Annotated in this window: 17 protein-coding genes; 11 read left to right on the plus strand and 6 right to left on the minus strand. The window is 73.5% G+C overall.

Annotated features, from left to right (window positions below):
- Window positions 1-235: 235 nt before the first annotated feature.
- Window positions 236-1,123, plus strand: a complete 888-nt coding sequence (locus F7Q99_RS22455) for an LLM class flavin-dependent oxidoreductase (protein WP_153464207.1) — start codon at window positions 236-238, stop codon at window positions 1,121-1,123.
- 121 nt (window positions 1,124-1,244) lie between these two features.
- Here F7Q99_RS22455 and F7Q99_RS22460 read toward each other — a convergent pair whose 3' ends face one another.
- Window positions 1,245-1,874 (minus strand): hypothetical protein, encoded by a 630-nt coding sequence (locus F7Q99_RS22460; RefSeq protein WP_153464208.1) that lies wholly within the window; start codon window positions 1,872-1,874, stop codon window positions 1,245-1,247.
- Between the two features lie 141 nt (window positions 1,875-2,015).
- On the opposite strand from F7Q99_RS22460, the gene F7Q99_RS22465 reads away from it, so the two are divergent.
- A complete protein-coding gene (locus tag F7Q99_RS22465) occupies window positions 2,016-3,458 on the plus strand; it encodes a glyceraldehyde-3-phosphate dehydrogenase (RefSeq protein ID WP_326846987.1) in 1,443 nt (480 codons plus the stop codon).
- A gap of 320 nt (window positions 3,459-3,778) precedes the next feature.
- A complete protein-coding gene (locus tag F7Q99_RS22470; RefSeq protein WP_153464210.1) occupies window positions 3,779-4,591 on the plus strand; it encodes a hypothetical protein in 813 nt (270 codons plus the stop codon).
- Between the two features lie 275 nt (window positions 4,592-4,866).
- On the opposite strand, the gene F7Q99_RS22475 is transcribed toward F7Q99_RS22470, so the two are convergent.
- Entirely contained in the window at window positions 4,867-5,022 is a 156-nt protein-coding gene (locus F7Q99_RS22475) for a hypothetical protein (protein WP_153464212.1), read from the minus strand.
- A 14-nt stretch (window positions 5,023-5,036) separates the two neighbouring features.
- Between F7Q99_RS22475 and F7Q99_RS22480 the strand changes: the two genes are divergently transcribed.
- Window positions 5,037-6,089, plus strand: coding sequence for a hypothetical protein (locus tag F7Q99_RS22480; RefSeq protein WP_153464214.1), 1,053 nt, complete (start codon window positions 5,037-5,039; stop codon window positions 6,087-6,089).
- A 78-nt stretch (window positions 6,090-6,167) separates the two neighbouring features.
- Here the strand turns inward: F7Q99_RS22480 and F7Q99_RS22485 are convergent, their stop codons facing one another.
- The 3 genes from F7Q99_RS22485 to F7Q99_RS22495 all read right to left on the minus strand — a co-directional run bounded on the left by F7Q99_RS22485 (window position 6,168) and on the right by F7Q99_RS22495 (window position 10,094).
- Window positions 6,168-7,451: a carbohydrate-binding protein gene (locus F7Q99_RS22485; RefSeq protein WP_153464216.1), complete on the minus strand. Its 1,284-nt coding sequence runs from the start codon at window positions 7,449-7,451 to the stop codon at window positions 6,168-6,170.
- Window positions 7,452-7,663: 212 nt separating this feature from the next.
- A complete protein-coding gene (locus tag F7Q99_RS22490; RefSeq protein ID WP_153464218.1) occupies window positions 7,664-8,665 on the minus strand; it encodes an Lrp/AsnC family transcriptional regulator in 1,002 nt (333 codons plus the stop codon).
- On the minus strand, window positions 8,655-10,094 hold the full coding sequence (locus F7Q99_RS22495; protein WP_230210284.1) for an MFS transporter: 1,440 nt from the start codon (window positions 10,092-10,094) through the stop codon (window positions 8,655-8,657). Before F7Q99_RS22495 ends, F7Q99_RS22490 begins: the two co-directional genes overlap by 11 nt.
- 492 nt (window positions 10,095-10,586) lie before the next feature.
- Between F7Q99_RS22495 and F7Q99_RS22500 the strand changes: the two genes are divergently transcribed.
- The 5 genes from F7Q99_RS22500 (at window position 10,587) to F7Q99_RS22515 (ending at window position 16,103) form a co-directional block, all read left to right on the plus strand.
- Window positions 10,587-11,492: a GNAT family N-acetyltransferase gene (locus tag F7Q99_RS22500; protein ID WP_153464220.1), complete on the plus strand. Its 906-nt coding sequence runs from the start codon at window positions 10,587-10,589 to the stop codon at window positions 11,490-11,492.
- Window positions 11,493-11,514: 22 nt separating this feature from the next.
- Window positions 11,515-12,321, plus strand: coding sequence for an aminotransferase class IV (locus tag F7Q99_RS22505; protein ID WP_230210285.1), 807 nt, complete (start codon window positions 11,515-11,517; stop codon window positions 12,319-12,321).
- Between the two features lie 264 nt (window positions 12,322-12,585).
- Window positions 12,586-13,056: a hypothetical protein gene (locus tag F7Q99_RS41355; protein ID WP_230210286.1), complete on the plus strand. Its 471-nt coding sequence runs from the start codon at window positions 12,586-12,588 to the stop codon at window positions 13,054-13,056.
- Window positions 13,053-14,621 carry a multicopper oxidase family protein gene (locus F7Q99_RS22510; RefSeq protein WP_326846988.1) on the plus strand — a complete coding sequence of 523 codons (1,569 nt, stop codon included), beginning with the start codon at window positions 13,053-13,055 and terminating at the stop codon, window positions 14,619-14,621. The genes F7Q99_RS41355 and F7Q99_RS22510 overlap by 4 nt, the downstream gene beginning before the upstream one ends.
- Before the next feature lie 123 nt (window positions 14,622-14,744).
- The gene (locus F7Q99_RS22515; protein ID WP_153464224.1) at window positions 14,745-16,103 is read left to right on the plus strand and encodes a DUF2252 domain-containing protein; all 1,359 of its coding nucleotides are present in this window, start codon (window positions 14,745-14,747) and stop codon (window positions 16,101-16,103) included.
- Here the strand turns inward: F7Q99_RS22515 and F7Q99_RS22520 are convergent.
- Entirely contained in the window at window positions 16,081-17,022 is a 942-nt protein-coding gene (locus tag F7Q99_RS22520; RefSeq protein WP_153464226.1) for an LLM class flavin-dependent oxidoreductase, read from the minus strand. The genes F7Q99_RS22515 and F7Q99_RS22520 overlap by 23 nt on opposite strands.
- Window positions 17,023-17,108: 86 nt before the next feature.
- Between F7Q99_RS22520 and F7Q99_RS22525 the strand changes: the two genes are divergently transcribed.
- Together F7Q99_RS22525 and F7Q99_RS22530 are read left to right on the plus strand one after the other, a co-directional pair.
- A complete protein-coding gene (locus F7Q99_RS22525; RefSeq protein WP_326846989.1) occupies window positions 17,109-17,861 on the plus strand; it encodes a helix-turn-helix domain-containing protein in 753 nt (250 codons plus the stop codon).
- Between the two features lie 126 nt (window positions 17,862-17,987).
- Window positions 17,988-18,908 (plus strand): DUF6891 domain-containing protein, encoded by a 921-nt coding sequence (locus F7Q99_RS22530; RefSeq protein ID WP_153464230.1) that lies wholly within the window; start codon window positions 17,988-17,990, stop codon window positions 18,906-18,908.
- Window positions 18,909-18,919: the final 11 nt, after the last annotated feature.

Raw genomic sequence — 18,919 nt, forward strand, 5'->3', positions numbered from 1 at the left:
GGGCGGTGACCGTGGCTCACGGGGGCCGACCGCCGCGCGGACGGACCCCGACCTCTCCGGAGGAATCGAGAACGGCCTCACGCCCCGCATCGGCCGCACTTCGATCATTTGCTCGACGTCAATGTCCCAATGCCGCCGAGCCCGCGAAACCCCTAACCCGGACCCCTACCGGGCCACCGGGACAGGGGGCACGGCACCGGCTCCGGCCGGGCCGATCCGGGTTAGGGTCGCCGCCATGCGCCTGAGCACAGTGATCCTTCCCGTCCACCGGTGGAGCCTCGGCCAGAAGATCTGGCAGCGCGCCGAGGACCTCGGCTTCCACGCCGCCTACACCTACGACCACCTGTCCTGGCGGTCCTTCCGGGACGACACCTGGTTCGGCGCGATCCCGACCCTGACCGCCGCCGCGGCCGCCACCGAGCGGATCCGCCTCGGCACCCTGGTCACCTCACCGAACTTCCGCCACCCCGTCACCCTCGCCAAGGAGTTGCTCACCCTCGACGACATCTCGGGCGGCCGCCTCACCGTCGGCATCGGCGCCGGCGCGCCGGGCTTCGACACGACGGCGATGGGCCAGGAGGGGTGGACCGCGAAGGAACGGGCCGACCGCTTCGGCGAGTTCGTGCCCCTCCTCGACGACCTCCTCACCCAGGACGCCACCACGGCGGAGGGCCGCTACTACTCCGCCGTCGAGGCCCGCAACATCCCCGGCTGCGTCCAGCGCCCGCGCGTCCCCTTCTACCTCGCCGCCACCGGCCCCCGCGGCCTGCGCCTGGCTGCCCGCCACGCCCAGGGCTGGGTCACCTACGGCGACCCGGCCGGCCCCGCCGACCCCCGCGCCGAGCGCGCGCCGGCCGTCGTCGCGGCCCAACTGGCCAACCTCCGCACCGCCTGCGAGGCCGAGGGCCGCAACCCCGACGACCTCGCCAAGGTCCTCCTCCAACTCCCCACCGCCGACAGCCCCCTCGCCTCCGTCGACGCCTTCGTCCACTGGGCCGGCACCTACCGCGACCTCGGCATCACCGACCTCGTCATCCACTGGCCCATCCCCGACTCCGTCTTCGCCACCGACCCCACCACCTTCGAACGCATCGCCACCGAGGGACTGGCCCAACTCGCCTGAGCCGAGCGCACCTTCAGCACAACTGTCCCGGACCGCCAACGGCGATCCGGGGCAGTTGTGTTCGGCGCGCCGGGCTGCCACTGGGCGTGTGCGTGCTCGTGTGCGGCCGGCGGCGGATGGCTCAGCGGGCGCGGGCCGGCCGCGGGGCGACGGGCAGGAGAGCGTAGGCGTAGATCAGTTGGGCACAGATGATCAGGAAGGCGGGCCCGAACCCGGCGAGCAGGAGCAGGGCGGACGGGGCGTTGGTGATCAGCGCGAAGAGGGTGCGGACGCGCCGGCCTCGCAGTGCGTGTGGGGCGAGGAGGAGCAGGAGCGCCAGCGCCGGGCAGGTCACGCCGAACGTGAGAGCACTGATGAACACGGCATATCCGCGCGTATCCAGTTCGTAACACCCGGCTCCGATCCGGCAGGCCTGCGTCGTCGCCATCCCGACCAGCAGCGGCACGAGCAGCGGCGTCACACAGCATGCGACGTAGCGGGCCGCCGCCTGAGCCAGCCACCATGTCTCCGCCCGGAGGCGCGACCGTCCGAGCGGGCGCATGAGGCGGACGGACAGGACCAGCAGCACCGGTATGCCCAGGACCGGGCCCGTGATCTCCAGCACCTGCGGACCGGACCAGTACGCGTGCAGCCCGACCGCGAGGACGGGCTGCGCCAGGAGGGCCGTCAGAGCGGGCTTCCCGAACGCGTACCCGACCGCCCGCCCGGGTGGTTCGACGATCGCCGGTCCGGCGTCCACGGCGTCTTCCACGAGCCCTCCCCCGATCGTCTTGAACGCGTTCAAAGTAGGTCTCGCCAGGCCCCCGGGTCAACAGCGGGCGGGGGAGGGCGGCGGGTCGAAAATCCGCCTAGTTACCATGTGGGCAACACCCTCAGCTCGAAAGATGGACTTGTGACTGTCAACGACGACGTGTTCACGGACTGGAAGAACCGCGAGGAGATCGCGGAGTCGATGATCCCGATCATCGGTCGACTGCACCGGGAGCGGGACGTGACCGTCCTCCTCCACAGCCGGTCGCTGGTGAACAAGTCGGTGGTCAGCATCCTCAAGACGCACCGCTTCGCCCGCCAGATCGCCGGTGAGGAGCTCTCGGTCACCGAGACGATGCCGTTCCTGAGCGCGCTCACCACCCTGGATCTCGGCCCCTCCCAGATCGACATCGGCATGCTCGCCGCCACCTACCGGGCGGACGACCGCGGCCTGTCGGTCGAGGAGTTCACGGCCCGTGCCGTCGCCGGCGCCACCGGCGACAACAAGCTGGAGCGCCGGGAAGCCCGCGACGTCGTGCTGTACGGGTTCGGCCGCATCGGCCGCCTCGTCGCCCGCCTGCTGATCGAGAAGGCCTCGGGCAACGGCCTGCGACTCAAGGCCATCGTCGTCCGCAACAGCGGCGGCGACGACATCGTGAAGCGCGCCTCGCTGCTGCGCCGCGACTCCATCCACGGCCAGTTCCAGGGCACGATCACCGTCGACGAGGCGAACAACAAGATCATCGCCAACGGCAACGAGATCACCGTGATCTACTCCGACGACCCGGCCAAGGTCGACTACACGGAGTACGGGATCAAGGACGCCATCCTGATCGACAACACCGGCCGCTGGCGCGACCGCGAGGGCCTGTCCAAGCACCTGCGCCCCGGCATCGCCAAGGTCGTCCTGACCGCCCCGGGCAAGGGCGACGTGCCGAACATCGTGCACGGCGTCAACCACGACATGATCAAGCCGGACGAGCAGATCCTCTCCTGCGCCTCCTGCACCACCAACGCGATCGTCCCGCCGCTCAAGGCGATGGAGGACGAGTACGGCGTGCTCCGCGGCCACGTGGAGACCGTCCACTCGTTCACCAACGACCAGAACCTGCTGGACAACTACCACAAGGCCGACCGCCGCGGCCGCTCGGCACCGCTCAACATGGTGATCACCGAGACCGGTGCCGCCTCGGCCGTCGCCAAGGCGCTGCCGGACCTCAAGGCGAAGATCAGCGGCAGCTCGATCCGCGTGCCGGTGCCGGACGTCTCGATCGCCATCCTCAACCTGCAGCTGAAGCGCGAGACCAACCGCGAGGAGGTCCTGGACTACCTGCGCAACGTCTCGCTGACGTCGCCGCTGAAGCGCCAGATCGACTTCATCGACTCCCCCGACGCGGTGTCGAGCGACTTCATCGGCTCGCGCCACGCCTCGATCGTCGACGCCGGCGCCACCAAGGTCGACGGCGACAACGCGATCCTCTACCTGTGGTACGACAACGAGTTCGGCTACTCCTGCCAGGTCGTCCGGGTCGTCCAGTACATCTCGGGCGTCGAGTACCCGACCTACCCGGCTCCGGCGGTCTGATCCGTCCGATGCCGTAGCGCGGTAGTGCGGCGATGCATGAGCGGCGGTGGGCGGCGACCAGTGTGGTCGCCGCCCACCGCCGTCTGCCTTTCCCGCGTCGTGGATCAGGCGGCGCGATCTGACCGTGCCGGGCGGTGGATCGAGGAGCTCGGATATCGGCTGCTGGCCCAGGCCTCGACGTGACGGAATGTCGGAGTCGGCCGGGGTGGACGCCGCCGGATTGCGCCGGCGGCCGGGGCTGAGCAGGGCGAACCCGCCCGGAGTCCGGCCGGGGCGGGCGGCTATCTTGATGGGTCACGGACAGCAGGAGGGAGCGGGCGATGGGCAAGGTCGGTCGGCGGATGGCCACCGCGGTGGCGGTCGGCGTGCTGGTGGGGGTGCTCGGCGGGTGCGCGTCGGACGGCTCGGAGGCTGTCAAGGGCGCGGCGGGCAGCGCGAGTTCGGGATCGAGTGCGGCGCCCTCGGCGAGCGCGGCGGCCAGCGCGCAGGCGTCTGCCCCCGCCGCCTCCGGCGCGGCTTCGGTGCCCGCGTCCGCCGGCGCCACGGCGTCTGCCGTAGCCGGTGGCACCGGCGCGCCCGTGCCGCCGCCGGCGGGCGGGGCCGGTGCACCCGGGGCCGACTCGGACGCGGTGCTGCTGGACGACAAGGTGGTCATGCGGGTGCTGCCGGACCAGAAGGCGATGGCCGGGTGGGAGGAGGAGAAGCGGCGCGTCGACACCGCCGACCACGCCACCACCTGCACCGCGACGGCACCCTGCACGGGCAAGCCGCTGAGCGGGTCGGTCCGGTTCTCCTCGGGGGACCTCGTCGCGCGGTTCATGGTCGACACCCTGCCGACCCGGGACGCGGCGAAGGACCGTCTCAAGGAGACCTACGCCTCGTACCGGAGCGGGCCGTTCAAGGCCGTGGACGTCGCGGTGCTGGGCAGCGAGAGCCAGGCCTTCCAGGGGCAGCTGGCCGGCAGCGAAGGCGTCGGCATCGTGGTGCGGTCGGGCACTGTGGTGGCGAGCGTGACGACCGAGGGCGGCCCGGCGGACGTCGCGGCGGCTCGGCGGTTCGCCGCGATGCTGGTCAAGCGGATCGAACAGGCGCAGGCGGGGAAGGCGCCGGACGCGGGGCTCGGTCCGAACTGACGCTCCGGTGAGTGGACGGACAACGGACGGATAACAGATGACAGAATCTGTTCGCTGAAATCTGTCATCTGTTATCTGTTCCTTGTCATCTGCTGGCCGGCCCTCGACGAAGCCCTCGTGCGCGCAAGGGAGTTGCACGCCGCCGGCGGCATCTCCGACGACGACTACCTGATCGTGCTCCAGTGCCGGGCCTTCGCCGCGCACCACGACCTGGTGGATGCGCTGCCCGAGCCGCCCGCCGAGGCCGTGGCGCGGTTCGAGGAGGCCGTCCGCGCCTACGGGACGGAGAGCGCCGCGCTCGGCTCGATCCGCCGCGCCGCCGCCTCGCGGCAGTACGCCGCCGACGCCGCCGCCCGGCAGGGCCGGATGGCCGAGGCCGCGGCCGAACTGCGCGAGGTCATGGCGCAGTTGGACGCGGCGGAACTGCCCATGGCAGACACCGCGGGTGCTCGGACTGCTCGGCCAGGTGCTGCTGCAGAACGGCGAAGCCGCCCAGGCCGTCGAGGTGTTCCACCGGGCGCTGGCCGAGGCCGGCCGCTGGGGCGACGACTCCTATCCGTTCGCCCCCACCTACATGATGCTCGGCCACGCGAGCGCGTGCGCCGGTGACGAGGGCGCGGCGATCCGGGCGCTGTCCGAGGCCGCCGCCCGCTTCGACCGCAAGGGTCGGGCCGCCGTCGAGGAGGCCGCCCAGGTGCGGCTCCAGCTCGCCGACCTGCTGCGCGGCAACGTACGGGCGGCGGACGCGGTGGCCGTACTGGAGTCGGTGCTGCTCGACGCCGCCGCCCCGGACCTGGACGAGCGGATGCTCGCCCAGGTCCGGCTCGACCTCGCCCGCGGGCTGTCCGAGCTGGAGGAGCACCGGGACGCGGCCGAGGAGTACCTGAGGCTCGCCGACGCCGTCGCGGGCTGGGAGGACCAGTCCACCCACACCATGGTCGCCTGCGAGGCCTCCCTCGCACTGGCCCGGGCGGACCGCTGGGAGGCCGTCGAGGCCGCCCGCGAGCGCGCCCTCGCGGCGCACGCCAAGGCGCCCCAGTGGGACCAGATGGTCGGGACGCTGCGCGAGTTCGCCAAGCTGGTGATTCGCGAGCACGGCTCGGACCGGATGGACGCCGCGCTCGCCCTGCTGGCCGAGGCGGACGCCGTCGGGGAGGCCGCCGAGCGGGCCGGTGCGTCGTACAACTCGTGGTTCCTGCGCGGTGGTTCGCACTACGAACGGGCGCGCTGCCTGGCCATCGCCGGGCGGTTCGAGGAGGCGCTGGCCGAGGTCGAGCGGGCCGTCCCGGCGTACGAGGAGGGCGGCCGGCCCGCCGAGTCGCCGCGCGCCGAGGCGGTCCGGCTGGCCGCGCTGATCGAGGGTGCCGACCTCGGCCGGACGCAGGCGGCGGTGGCCCGGCTGACCGCCGCCATCACCCGCTGCCAGGCCGTCGGGCTGCCGGAGGCGGCGGAGATCCTGGCGGACCTGCGGCAGCGGATCGCGGCGAGCGAGAGCTGAGACGCGCGTGAGGGGCGGGCCCGGTGTACCCGGGCCCGCCCCCTTTCTCGTGCCGGAGGCCTCGTTGTGCCCGGGCCGTCAGCAGGGGCCGTCGTCGGCCCAGACGCCCCACTGGCCGCTGGCGCTCGGCACCTCGTTCAGCGTCCACCACTTGGCGTGGTACCGGTGGCCGTTGTACGAGACCTTGTTGCCCGCGGTGTACACGGTGCTCGCGCTCCACACCGGGTCGGTGCAGCTGCCCGGGGTGGTCGGCGGCGTCGTGGTCGGCGTGGTCGGGGGAGTGGTGGGCGGCGTCGCGCCGGCGAACTTCACCGTGTACTTGGTGAAGTCCCAGTCGTTCTGCGCCACGCTGGAACAGGAGCCGGACAGCCCCGGGTCCACCGGGCCCGGGCACTGGCGGTCGCGGTTGACCGACCAGTAGGTGTACCGCGCGAGGTTGTGCGCGGTGGCGAAGTCCAGCACGGTCTGGAAGTCCGCCTGCCGGAAGTACTCGGCGGTGTCGGTGCGGCCGTTCATCATCGACACGCCCTCGTGGGCGTACGCGGTGGCCTCGGACCAGCCGAAGGTGGTCTGCAGGATGCGGTTGAACTTCACCAGCGCGTCGGTCTGCGCGGCGGCGCCGTTGAACCCGCCGTCGAACGGCATGATCGAGTAGTTGTTCGGCGTGAAGCCCTGCGCCTTGGCCTCGTTGAGCATCTGCGTGCCGAACCAGCCGGTGCCCGAGGTGGTGCCGGCGGTGGTGATCGACACGTACAGGCCCGGGTTGTTCTGCTGGAGGATCCGGGCCGCGCCGATCTCGTTGTGGATGGCGGCGCTGTTCTCGTACTCCGGTTCCTCCAGGTCGAAGTCGATCGCCTTCAGCTGGTACCTGGTGATCACCTGCTGGTACCCGGCGGCGGTCGCCTCCGGCGTGCCGCAGACCTGGCCGAGCTTGGTGCCGCCGTAGCCGCCGACCGACACCGAGACGTCCCCGCCCTTGCCGCGGATCGTCCGGATCACGGTGGGCATGGCGGTGTCGGTCTCGATCGAGGAGGTGCCGCCCCAGGCCGGGGCGCAGCTGCTGCCCTGGGCCAGGATGAAGGCCAGTTGAAAGGCCTTCTGTCCGGTGGCGTCCATCACCGCTGCGGCGTCCGGCGGGCTGTTGTCCTCGGGCATCAGGTACGGCGCGGAGGCGTACCAGTTGCTGCCCAGTCCGGTGGTGACGGTCGTGGTACCGGCGGCGGCGGACCCGGTGCCGGCCAGTGCGGCGACACCCCCCGCGACCAGCCCGAGCGTGCTTGCCACGGCGACGGCGGCCCGGCGCCGGGCCGTGCGGGGGCGGCGGTGCAGGGGTGCGGAATGTGGGGGAAGAGCGCGTTCCATGGGAAGCCTTTCCGGAAACGACAGGGGGAACTGGCCCGTTCGCGCCGGATGTGGGGGTGGCGCGGGCACAGGCCGAACGGCCCGGGGGCGTGGGGTAGTTGCCCGGGGACTGTCACTGGTATAGACCTGTTGAGGGAGCCCGGTCAACCCCTGCGGCGGCCGCGGCCCCGCGGACACGGATGCCCCAGGACCTGGGCGGGTGTGACGTCGGGTCAGGCGAACGCGCGGCGCTGCGGTCCGGACGGGCGGCCCGGTGGGGCTGGGACGGGGCCGGCGGACTTGAGGGTGCGGAGGACGGGGGCGGACTCCAGAGCGGTGATGCCGGGCAGCGCGGCGAGGTGGTGGGTGAGGTAGCGGTGCAGGTCGGCCGGGTCGGCGCAGAGGGCGGTCGCGGCCAGGTTGGTGGGGCCCGTGGTGGCGGCGACGAAGGCGAGTTCGCGGTGGTGGGTGAGCGCGCGGGCGACACGGTCGAGGTGGGCGGGGGCGACGGTCATCCAGAGGAGCGCCTGGAGGCCGACGCCGAGCAGGCGGGGGTCCAGTTCGACGTCGAGGAAGACGGTGCCGTCGGCGCGGAGTTCGGCGAGCCGGCGGGCGACGGTGGCGGGGGTGCGGCCGGTGGCGGCGGCGAGGTCGCCGAGCGCGGTGCGGCCGTCGTGGTGGAGGGCGCATATCAGTGCTCGGTCGGAGTCGTCCAGGCCGGCCATCGGCCGTGCGGGGCGCTCGAACATCGGCCGGAGCCGCGCCTGCTGGTCCTCGTCCAGGGCCTCGGCGCTGCCCGGCCACACGGTCGGGCCGCCGCGGTAGGTGTGCAGGAGGCAGTGGGCGGAGACGGCGGTGACGGTGGCGGCGCGCGGGATGTCGCGCAGCAGCAGGCTGTGGCCGTCGTCGCCGGGGGCGGTCTCGACGATGGCGGTGATCTCGGTGCCGCCGGAGGTGAGCTTCACCCAGGCCGTGTCGCCGCGCCGCACCAGCGCCTGGGCGAGGCTCTGGGCGGCGTGCGGACCGGCGCTGAGGCGGAGCAGCCACCGGGTGCGACCGGTGCGGTGCGGGTCGGCGAGTCCGACGATCCGCAGGCCGGCCTCGGCGCGCAGACGCCGGTAGCGGCGCGCGACGGTCTGCGGCGAGACGCCGAGGACGGCCGCGACGCGGCCGAACGGGGCGCGGCCGTCGATCCGCAGCGCGTGGACGAGGGCGCGGTCGAGCTCATCGAGCATGCGTGGTCCCCAGGGGTTCGGCGGCAGGTTCCGATTCTGCCGCGACCGGGCGGCCGGCCGTGTGCATCAACCGCCCTGCTGCAGCGACCACGGCCAGTGCGGCGAGGCTCGCCCAGCAGGCCCGCTGCGCCCCGCCGCCGGCCGCCGATGCCAGGTAGACGCGGCCGAGTACGGCGACACCGAGGGTGGCGCCGAGTTGCTGGACGGCGTTGAGGAGGCCCGCGGCGGAGCCGATCTCCTGCGGTCGGAGCGGATGCAGGGCCGCGGTGAAGAACGCGGGCGTGAACAGGCCCTGCCCGATGCCGACGACGGCGAGCGCGCACGGCAGCAGCGCGGGGTGGTCGGCCGCGTCGAACGCGCCTGCGGTGGCCGCCACACCCGCCGCCATGACCGCGAGCCCGGCGGCGAGCACCGCCGAACCGTACCGGCGGACCAGGTGGGCGCCCGCGCACCAGGACGCGGCCGCCATCCCGGCCGAGCAGGGCAGGAGGGTCAGCCCCGAGGTCAACGCGTCGGCGCTGGAAGTGACTTGAAGGTGGAGGACGACGACGAGGGTGAGCCCGGTGCTGACCCCGAAGAACAACGCCGAACTCACCAGCGCGGCCGGAAACCGTGCGGACGTGAAGAGGCTGGTCTCGACGAGCGTGCCGCGCCCGCGTCGCGTGCCGCGCCGCTGCTGGACGGCGAAGGCCGCGGCGACCGCGAGCCCGGCGCCGAGCGAGGCGAGTGCAGAACCGTCCGTCACGCCGCCGTCGGACCTCAGCAGCGGAAGCACGATCAGCCCGGTGGCGAGGACCGCGAGTGCGGTGCCCGCCGGGTCGAGGCCGGGGCGCCGGGGTGCGCGGTCCTCGGCGAGGAATGGGGCGAGTGCGAGGACGGCGAGCGAGAGCGGGACGTTGACGAGGAACACCGCGCGCCAGGAGGAGCCGAACAGATCGGCGTGGGTGAGGACCCCGCCGAGGACCGGGCCACATACCGCCGCCAGACCCATCACCGGCCCGATGCTGCCGAGCGCGCGGGCCGTCTCGTCGCCGCGGAACATCGCCTTGATCAGGCCGATGGTCTGCGGCACGATCAGGGCCGCCGCCGCGCCCTGGACCGCCCGGAAGGCGATCAGCACGCCGAGGGCGGGCGCGCAGGCGCAGGCCAGGGAGGCGAGCAGGAAACCGGCCACCCCGATCCGGAACATCCGCCGCCGTCCGGCCCGGTCGCCGAGCCGGGCGCCGGTGAGCAGGAGGACGGCGAACGGCAGGGTGTAGGCCGAGGTCAGCCATGGCACGGCGGATATCGGGCCGCCGAGTTCGGCGTGCATGCGGGGTGCGGCGACCTGCACGATCGTCGTGTCCAGCAGGTTCATCGCCTCGGCGGTGAGCAGCGCGGCGAGCGCCGCCCAGCGGCGCGGATGGGGGCTCGGGGGGTTCGTGGACAACGGGATCTCCCTCGGACGGCGGCCGGAACGCCCGCCACCCTCCGGCGTGCCCCGCCCCCGATCCAGCGAGCGGGCCCGTCATCGGCGAAAACCTCCATCGTGGGCTTTTGAATCGCGGATAAGTGCCGTCTCGGGAACTCAGCAGCCCGCCCCCCGACCCACCCGGCCACGGCTCCGGCCGAAGCCCCGGCCACCGCCCCGGCTCCGGCCCCGCCGGAGGCGCACGTCGAAGCCGCGCCGGCCGGCCCGACGGCGCGAAGCTGACGGTCGTTCGACCCTCGCGCCCACGACCGAGCGGAACAGGAAGAGAAGGAGGCCGACAACCATGACGAAGACGTGCATACGGGACTCCCCTCCCCGTGCGGGTTCCGTCCCGCCTCCCGACAAAGCGGCGGAAACCCGGGACGTCCGGACAGCTGAATTCGTCTCCGATCTGACGTTCGGTGTCCATCGAATTACGATCCGCATCCACCGTGGGGCTATCGTGGCGACGTGCTGAGGTCGTGGGATGCGGCGGTGGAGCGGGCGCAGGACCGGCTGGCGGCTGGGCCGCGGCTGACGGTGGTGCCCGAGGGTGAGGAACGGCGGTTCGCGCTCTGGGACTTGGCGTCCCTGGTGGAGGGCGAGCTGGGGGAGTCGGTGGACCCGGACGGGCTCGCGCCGGAGGCCGAGCGCGGGTGGCGCGAGCGGCTGGGCGAGAGCGGCCGCGAGTGGCCGGGCGGCGAGCTGTACCGGCGCCGGTACTGGGTGCTCGCCGCGGACGGCGCGGTCGCCGGGACGGTGGCCGTGGACAACTGGACGAAGGGGCCCGGCCAGCTCGCCGTCTCCTCGCTCTACCTGCGGCCGGAGGCCCGTGGGTGCGGCCTGGCCGCCGGAGTGCTGGACGAGGTGTACGCGGCGGCCGCCGCCGAGGGCCTGCCCGGCTTCCGGCTGGAGGCGCACTGGACCTGGCAGCACGCCGTCCGCTACTACCTGCGCCGCGGCCTGTGGGTGGTCGGCTGGAAGCACTCGATCGGACTGTCCCGGATGCCCCAGCTCCCGCCCTACCGGGTGCGGGAGGAGGACGGGCGGCTGCTCCTGCTGGTCGCGGACGGGCCGCAGGGCTGGGTGCCGCTGCTGGCCGCCGGGTGCGAGGGCCGCTGGCTGCGGCTGGACGAGACGGCCGCCTACCGGGGGACGGACGGCTGGGTGCGCGGCTACGCGCGCTCCACGCTGGCCCTGCACCTGGCCCTGGCGGGCCGGCCGCTGGTGCGAGGGCCGCAGTGGTGGGCGGAGGCGTGGCGCTGGTCGGACACCGGGGAGCCGGAGGGGCTGGCGTACAAGATCGAGCACTTCGAGCAGCTCGCCCAGGCGGCCGGACGGCGGGTCGTCAGCCCGTACCGGCCGGTGAGCCCATAACGGAAGCTGGCACACTCGCGCCATGGCTGAGAAGGCTGACATGGCTCAGATCGAGATCGACGGCTCGCCCGCCGACGCGGCGCGGGTCGCGGCGCTGGGGCTGCTGAACTACGGGCACTTCACCACGTTGCGGGTCGAGGCGGGCCGGGTCCGCGGTCTGGCGCTGCACATGGAGCGGCTGGTCCGGGACTGCCGGGCGCTGTTCGCCGCCGAGCTGGACCCGGCGAAGGTGCGCGAGCGGATCCGCGCCGTGCTGCCGGCGGACGGCGCGCCGGTGATCGTCCGCGTCACCGTGTACGACCCGGAGCTCGGTCTGGAGCGCCCGTCCGGCCCGGCGGTGCCGCGCGTGCTGGTGACCACCCGCCCGGCCCCGGCCGCCGCGCCCGGCCCGCTGCGGGTGCGGACGGTGGCGTACGTCCGAGAGACGCCCGAGGTGAAGCACGTCGGGCTGTTCGGCCTGATCCGCCACCGCAGGAGCGCCCAACTGGACGGCTACGACGACGCGTTGCTGACCGACCCGGCAGGCCGGGTGACCGAGGGCGCGACCTGGAACACCGGGTTCTTCGACGGCCGCCGGCTGGTCTGGCCCGAGGGTCCGAGCCTGCCGGGCGTCACCGCCGCGCTGCTCGCCGGGGCGTACGGCGGGGCGCAGGGCCGCGAGCCGGTGGACGCCACCGGCCTGGGCCGTTTCGAAGCGGCGTTCGCGGTCAACGCCGGCGTCGGCGTCCGCCCGGTGGCGGCGGTCGACGGTTTCCGCTTCGACCCCGCCCACCCCGTGCTCGCCGAGCTGCGCGCCGCCTACGAGGAGGTGGCCACCGACCTGGTCTGAGCCGGCGCCGCGGTCGGCCGACGGCCGCATCCAGGTGGCCGCCGGGGTGTGGCAGCAGGGTGCTCTTGGCCGCCCACGGGTCGGGCAGGGCCCTCCGGGAGCCGGTCGGGCCGGTGTCGCTCGTCCGGGTGGCAAACCCTGGGCCGAGTGGGCGCAATGGGATGGCTCGGATCCCCAACGCGCTTTCGCACCACTGATCGTGATGTCGGATCAGCTACGCTCTCGCCCGCCCCCGCCCGACCGCCGAGCAGAGAGTAGCCCGACATGAGCAGTCCTCCTGCAGCCCCCGCACACCGCTGGCCGCTGATCCTGCTGCGCGTCACCGCGACCACGCTGGCGGTGCTGACCCTGCTGCAGACCGTGCTGGCCGCGAGCTTCCTCAACGGCACCTACGAGTCCCTTCGGGACCACGCCGACAACGCGACGACCCTGGCCGCCGCCGTCCTGCTCCAGCTCGCGGCCGCCGTCCTCGTCCGATGGCCCGGACGCGGCCCGCTCTGGCCGCTGTGGACCACGGCCGCGCTTGCCGCCGCCGTCACCGGCCAGATCGTCGCCGCCTACACGCGTGCGCTCGGCGTGCACATCACGCTCGGCGTGCTGCTGGTCAGCGCCGTCCTGTTCGGGCTGGTCGGCGCCTGGCGGGTGCCGCTGCCCGCCTGCGCGGACAGCCCGAGCGGACCGGACGGCCACGGGCGGCTTCCGCGGCCCGGCGGGCCGGTGGAGGTGGCCAAGTGAACCGTCGTCGGTTCCTCGGCCTCGGCGCGTCGGTGTTCGGCGCGGGCGCGCTGGCCGCCGTCGCGGCCCCCTCGGCCGTCCGGCTGCTGGCAGAGGGGCGCCCCGGCCAGGTGCTGTCCAGCGAGCTCGAACTTCCGCCCCCGTTCCAGGTGCCGCTGCCGGTGCCGCCGGTGCTCAAGCCCGTCGGCAGCGACGGGACGTCCGACTACTACGAGATCACCCAGCAGGTGGCGCAGCTGGAGATCCTGCCCGGCGTGAGGACCGAGGCCTGGACGTACGGAGGCAGCTTCCCCGGGCCGACCGTGGCCACCCGCTCCGGCCGGGCGGCCGTGATCCGCCACCGCAACCAGCTGCCGGTGCCGTCCGTGGTCCACCTGCACGGCGGCCACACCCCCGCCGACAGCGACGGGTACCCGATGGACCTGCTGCTGCCGGTGGGGTGGGACGGCGCTCGCAGCATCCCGGGCATGCCCGGGATGGAGCACCACGCGGCGGGGAGGTGCGTCACCGGCGAGCGGACGAACACCTACCCGGGCCACCAGCGCGCCGCCACCCTCTGGTACCACGACCACCGGATGGGCTTCACAGGCCCCGGTGTCTGGCGCGGCCTGGTCGGGTTCCACCTCGTCCACGACGACGAGGAGGCCGCCCTGCCGCTGCCGCAGGGCGACCGGGACGTCCCGCTGATGCTCGCCGACCGCTCCTTCGCCGCCGACGGCTCCTTCGCCTACCCGGCGGCCGATCCCACAGACCCCGCCGTGCCCGGCGTCACCGACGACTACATGAACGGCGTCCTCGGCGACGTCATCCTCGTCAACGGCGCCCCCTGGCCCCGCCTGGACGTCGACCGCGCCCGGTACCGGCTGCGCCTGCTCAACGCCTCCAACGCCCGCCTCTACCGCCTCGAACTCGACCCGCAGCCCTCCGGCGGCGACGCCCTGGTCCAGATCGGCTCCGACGGCGGCCTGCTGGAGGCCCCGGTCACCCACGACACGCTGGAGCTCTCCCCCGCCGAACGCTTCGACGTCGTCGTCGACTTCTCCCGCTACGAGCCGGGCACCTCCGTCTGCCTGCTGAACACCCTCGGCACCGGCCGGACGGCCGAGGTGATGCGCTTCGACGTCTCCTCGCGCCGGGTCACCGACGACGCGACGGTGCCCGAGCGGCTCGCCGCCGTCGAGCGCCTCGATCCCGACGCCGTCGTCGCCACCCGCGACTTCACCTTCCGGCGCAGCCGCGGCGACGGCTGGACCATCAACGGCGAGCTGTTCGAGCCCGGCCGCGACCTCGCCCGGCCCGCGCTCGGCAGCACCGAGCTCTGGCGCTTCTCGTCCGACCTGCACCACTCGGTCCACGTGCACCTCAACCACTTCCAGGTGCTGGCGCGCAACGGCGACGACCCCGGCCCGTACGACGCGGGCTGGAAGGACACCGTCGGCCTGCGGCCGGCCGAGGCGGTCGAGGTGCTGGTGCGGTTCACCGACTACGCGGGGACGTACCTGCTGCACTGCCACAACCTAGAGCACGAGGACATGGCGATGATGGCGGACTTCGTCGTGGAGTGACGCCGCGGACCGGGGAGATCATCCGTTCGGCGGAGCGCCGGAGGGCGTGCGGTGCCGCCTCCGGCGCCGATGGCCTAGCGTCGATCGGAGGTGCACCCACTCCCTCCGGACGAGGAGTCGCGTATGACCACCCCTGCCGAACGCCGCCGGCGCGGCCGGGCCGCCCGTGAGCGCGTCTCCCGCTCCGCCCACGGGCGGTGGATCGCCGCCGCCGACCGGCCCGACCCGGTCGCCGTGCTGGAACGGCAGGGCGAGGACCGGGTCGCCCGGCTGCTGCCGATCCGCTACGGCCGGATGGCCGACACCCCGTTCACCTTCCTGCGCGGCGCCGCCGCCGTCATGGCCGCCGACCTCGCGGCCGTGCCCGACACCGGTCTCACCGTCCAACTCTGCGGTGACGCACACCTGTTGAACTTCGGCGTGTACGCCTCGCCGGAACGCGCGCTGCTCTTCGACGTCAACGACTTCGACGAGACCTACCCCGGCCCCTTCGAGTGGGACGTCAAACGCCTCGCCGCCAGCGTCGCCGTCGCCGCCCGCGACAGGGGCCAGGACGAGGACCGCGTCCGCCGCGCCGCGCTCAGCGCGGCCCACGGCTACAGCACCGCGATCCGCCGGCTCGCCGACATGGGCGAACTCGACGTCTGGTACGCCCGGATCCGCACCGAGGACCTGCTCCCGCTGGTGCGCGATCCCAAGCAGCGCAAGCGCGTCGAAGCCGGCCTCGCCCAGGCCAGGCGCCGCACCAGCCTGCAGGCCTTCGAGAAACTCACCGAGGAACGGGAAGGCCGCCGCCGCATCATCAGCGAACCCCCGCTGATCGAACCGCTGAAGAAGACCGAACTGCGCGGCATCGGCAAGGTGTTCAGCGACTACCGGGCCACCCTCGCCGAGGACCGCCGGGTCCTCCTCGACCGCTACACCTTCGTCGATGCGGCGATCAAGGTGGTCGGCGTGGGCAGCGTCGGCACCCGCTGCTTCATCGTCCTGCTGGAGGGACGGGACGCGCGCGACCCGCTGTTCCTCCAGCTGAAGGAGGCCGGCCGGTCCGTCCTGGAGGACCACCTCCCGGTCACCCGGGTGGACGCCGAGGTCGCCGCCCACCACGGCGGCCGGCGCGTCGTCACCGGCCAGCACCTGATGCAGGCCGCCAGCGACATCTTCCTCGGCTGGACCACCGGCCCGGCCGGCCGCCACTTCTACGGGCGGCAGCTGCGCGACATGAAGGGCTCGGCGGAGGTCGCCCGCATGACCCCGTCCGGCCTGCGCGCCTACGCCGACCTGTGCGGCCGCACCCTGGCCCGCGCCCATGCCCGCACCGGCGACCGGCTCGCCATCGCGGGCTACCTCGGAACGGCGGACTCCTTCGCGGAGGCGATCGCCGACTTCGCGGTCCGGTACGCCGACCGGACGGTGCTCGACCACGCGGAGCTGGTGGCGGCGATCGAGGCCGGACGGATCACGGCGACACGAGGGGTCTGAGCGCCGCGAGCTGCTCCAACTGCTCGCGCTGACCGGCCAGGTCCAGTGCTCCGAGCCGTGCCACGACCTGCCGGGCGCCCGCTGCGGCGTAGCGGTGGAGAGCGGCGGCGACCTCCTCCGGGGTGCCCAGGGCGACGGCCTGGATCTTCTCCAGGTCGTCCAGCGGCATGCCGTAGTTGGCGAGGGCGTAGGCGTCCATGACCCGCCGGGCCGCGTCGGCGCTCCGGTCGACGCGGACGTTGACGAAGAGGGCGGGCGTGACGGCCTCGGGGTCGCGGCCGGCGGTTCGTGCGGCCGCCCGGACGGCGCCGAGGCCGGCGGCGTAGTCGGCCGGGTCAGGCGGGTACGGGAGCCACCCGTCGTAGTGCCGCCCGGTGCGGGCCAGCGCGGCCGGGGTCGCGCCGCCGAGCCAGATCGGCGGCCCGCCGGGCTGCGCCGGCGCGGTCGCGGGAGGGATGGCGTCGAAGGAGTGGAACTCGCCGTGGAAGGCCGTCGCCCCGGCCCACAGCGCCCGCCAGAGGGCTACCGTCTCGTCCAGCCGGGCGAACCGGCGCTCCCACGGCACCTGCGACAGCTCGTGCAGCGGCTGCCCGAACCGCCCCGGGAAGCCGGCGCCGACCGCGACCGTCAGCCGGCCGCCGGAGAGCAGGTCCACCGAGGCCAGCGTCTGCGCGGCCTGCACCGGGCGGCGCAGGACCGGCAGGAGGGCTCCGGTGCCCAGGCGGATGCGGTCCGTCACCGGGGCGAGCGCCGCCAGCATGGTGAGCGGTTCGATCCTCGGGCCGAGGAGGGAGTCGTTGACGAAGAGCGAGGAGAGGCCCAACTCCTCGGCCCGGCGGGCGAATCCGATCAGCTCGCGAGGGTCGCCGGCAGGCTCCCACAGGGCCTGGCCGGTCGGAAGGAAAACGCCGATGTCCATGCCCCCGATCCTGCTGGCACCGGTGCCTGGGCTCAATTCCCCCGGGGGAATGGCGAGTGGGATCGCTCCGGGTTAGAACTGGTGGCGTGGACTTCCCCCAGGCGCTGCGCGAGCGCCGTACCAGCCGCCGCCTCAGCCAGCTCGACCTCGCAGCCCTCGCGGGCACGACCCAGCGCCACCTGAGCTTCATCGAGTCCGGGCGCTCCGTCCCCGGGCGGGGCATGGTCGTCCGGCTCGCCGAGTCCCTCGACCTGCCGCTGAGAGAGCGCAACGAGCTGCTGCTGGCGGCCGGTTACGCTCCCGTCTACCCCGAGACGCCGCTCGACGGGCCGTCGATGGCGCCGGTCCGGGCGGCGATCGACCACATCCTGGCCGGTCATCTCCCGTACCCCGCCCTGGTGGTGGACCGTCGCGGCGACGTGATCGCGGTGAACGAGGCGCTGGCGGTGGTGACCGAGGGCGCCGACCCGCGCCTCGTCGGCCCCGGCACCAACGCCTACCGGCTCGCCCTCCATCCGGACGGCCTCGCGCCGCGCATCCTCAACTTCGTCGCGTGGGCCCGGCACGTCCTGGAACGCACCGGCCATCTCCGCGAGCTGCACGAGGAGTTGCGCTCCTACGTGCCGGAAGTGGAGCTCTCCGACCAGCACTTGGGATTCGCCGTACCGCTGCACCTGCGCACCTCGTTCGGCGAGCTGCACCTGATGACGACGGTGACCACCTTCGCGACCGCCGTCGACATCACGCTCGCCGAGCTGAAGTTGGAGGCGTTCCTGCCGGCCGACGCCGAGACCGCGGAGGTACTGCTCAGAGCCCGGGGAACTGGTGGTCCGCGGTGATCCGCCCGTCCAATGGGGCGGGCCGGATTTCCTGCCCTCGACGTCGCGAGCTGCCCCGGGATTGGGCCTCGGCCGCCGACCGGCCTCGTGATCGTCGATGTCAGTGGTGTGTGCCATGGTGTGCGCATGCTGGCGATCACGGTGCAGGAGAACGACGGGACCCGGCAGGTCCGGGTGAGTGAGCATGCCCTGGAGCTGCTGGTCCGCAGGCTCGGCGCGCCCGGGGACAACTTCGTGGTCGTGGAGCGGATACCCGATCTGCCCGACGTCTTCATCCAGGTGTGGCACGACGAGGGTGGCGACTACCGGCTCGAACACCGGGACGGCGCCGCCGACCGGCACTTCGCGGTCCCGCTCGACGGCCCGGACGCGGTGATCGCCGCCATGACCGGCTGGGCGCGCCGCGCGCCGGGGTGGGGCGACGGGCTGGACTGGCAGCTGCTCGACACGGGCCCCGCGCCCGAGCCCGTCCCGCCGCTCGACGTTCCCCCGGACGACCGCCGCGTGCTGGAGGAGCGCCTGCGCCTCACCCTGGCCTGCGGCTACACCACGCGCGCCGGACTCGCCGAGCAGGCCCAGGACTACCTCGTCTCCGGGGACCGCCGGCCCGTCTCCCGCGAGCAGGCCGAGCAGCTCGCCGACCGCCTGTGGCTGGAGCGGGTGGGCGAGCAGACCGGCTGGGTGGGCGAGACCGACCCGGAGCGGCTCGCCCGCGCCTTCGCCGCCCTGGAGGAGAGCGGCATCACCGCCCGGGAGCACTTCACCTGCTGCCATTCCTGCGGTGAGAGCGAGATCGGCGGGGCCGGCGCGCCCGACGCCCGCGGTTTCGTCTACTTCCACTACCAGTGCACCGAATCCGCCGCCGAGGGCCACGGACTCTCCCTCTACTACGGCGGTTTCGACGGCTCCCCGCTGACGACCACCGCCGTCGGCCACGAGGTGGTGGCCGCTCTGAAGGACGCCGGCCTCCCGGCGGTCTGGAACGGCGAGCCGTCGGAGGCGATCGAGATACACCCCCTGCTCTGGCGCCGCCGGCTGGTGGGCTGACCGTCAGAGCC

Source organism: Streptomyces kaniharaensis (assembly GCF_009569385.1).
GTDB classification, from domain to species: Bacteria; Actinomycetota; Actinomycetes; order Streptomycetales; family Streptomycetaceae; genus Kitasatospora; species Kitasatospora kaniharaensis.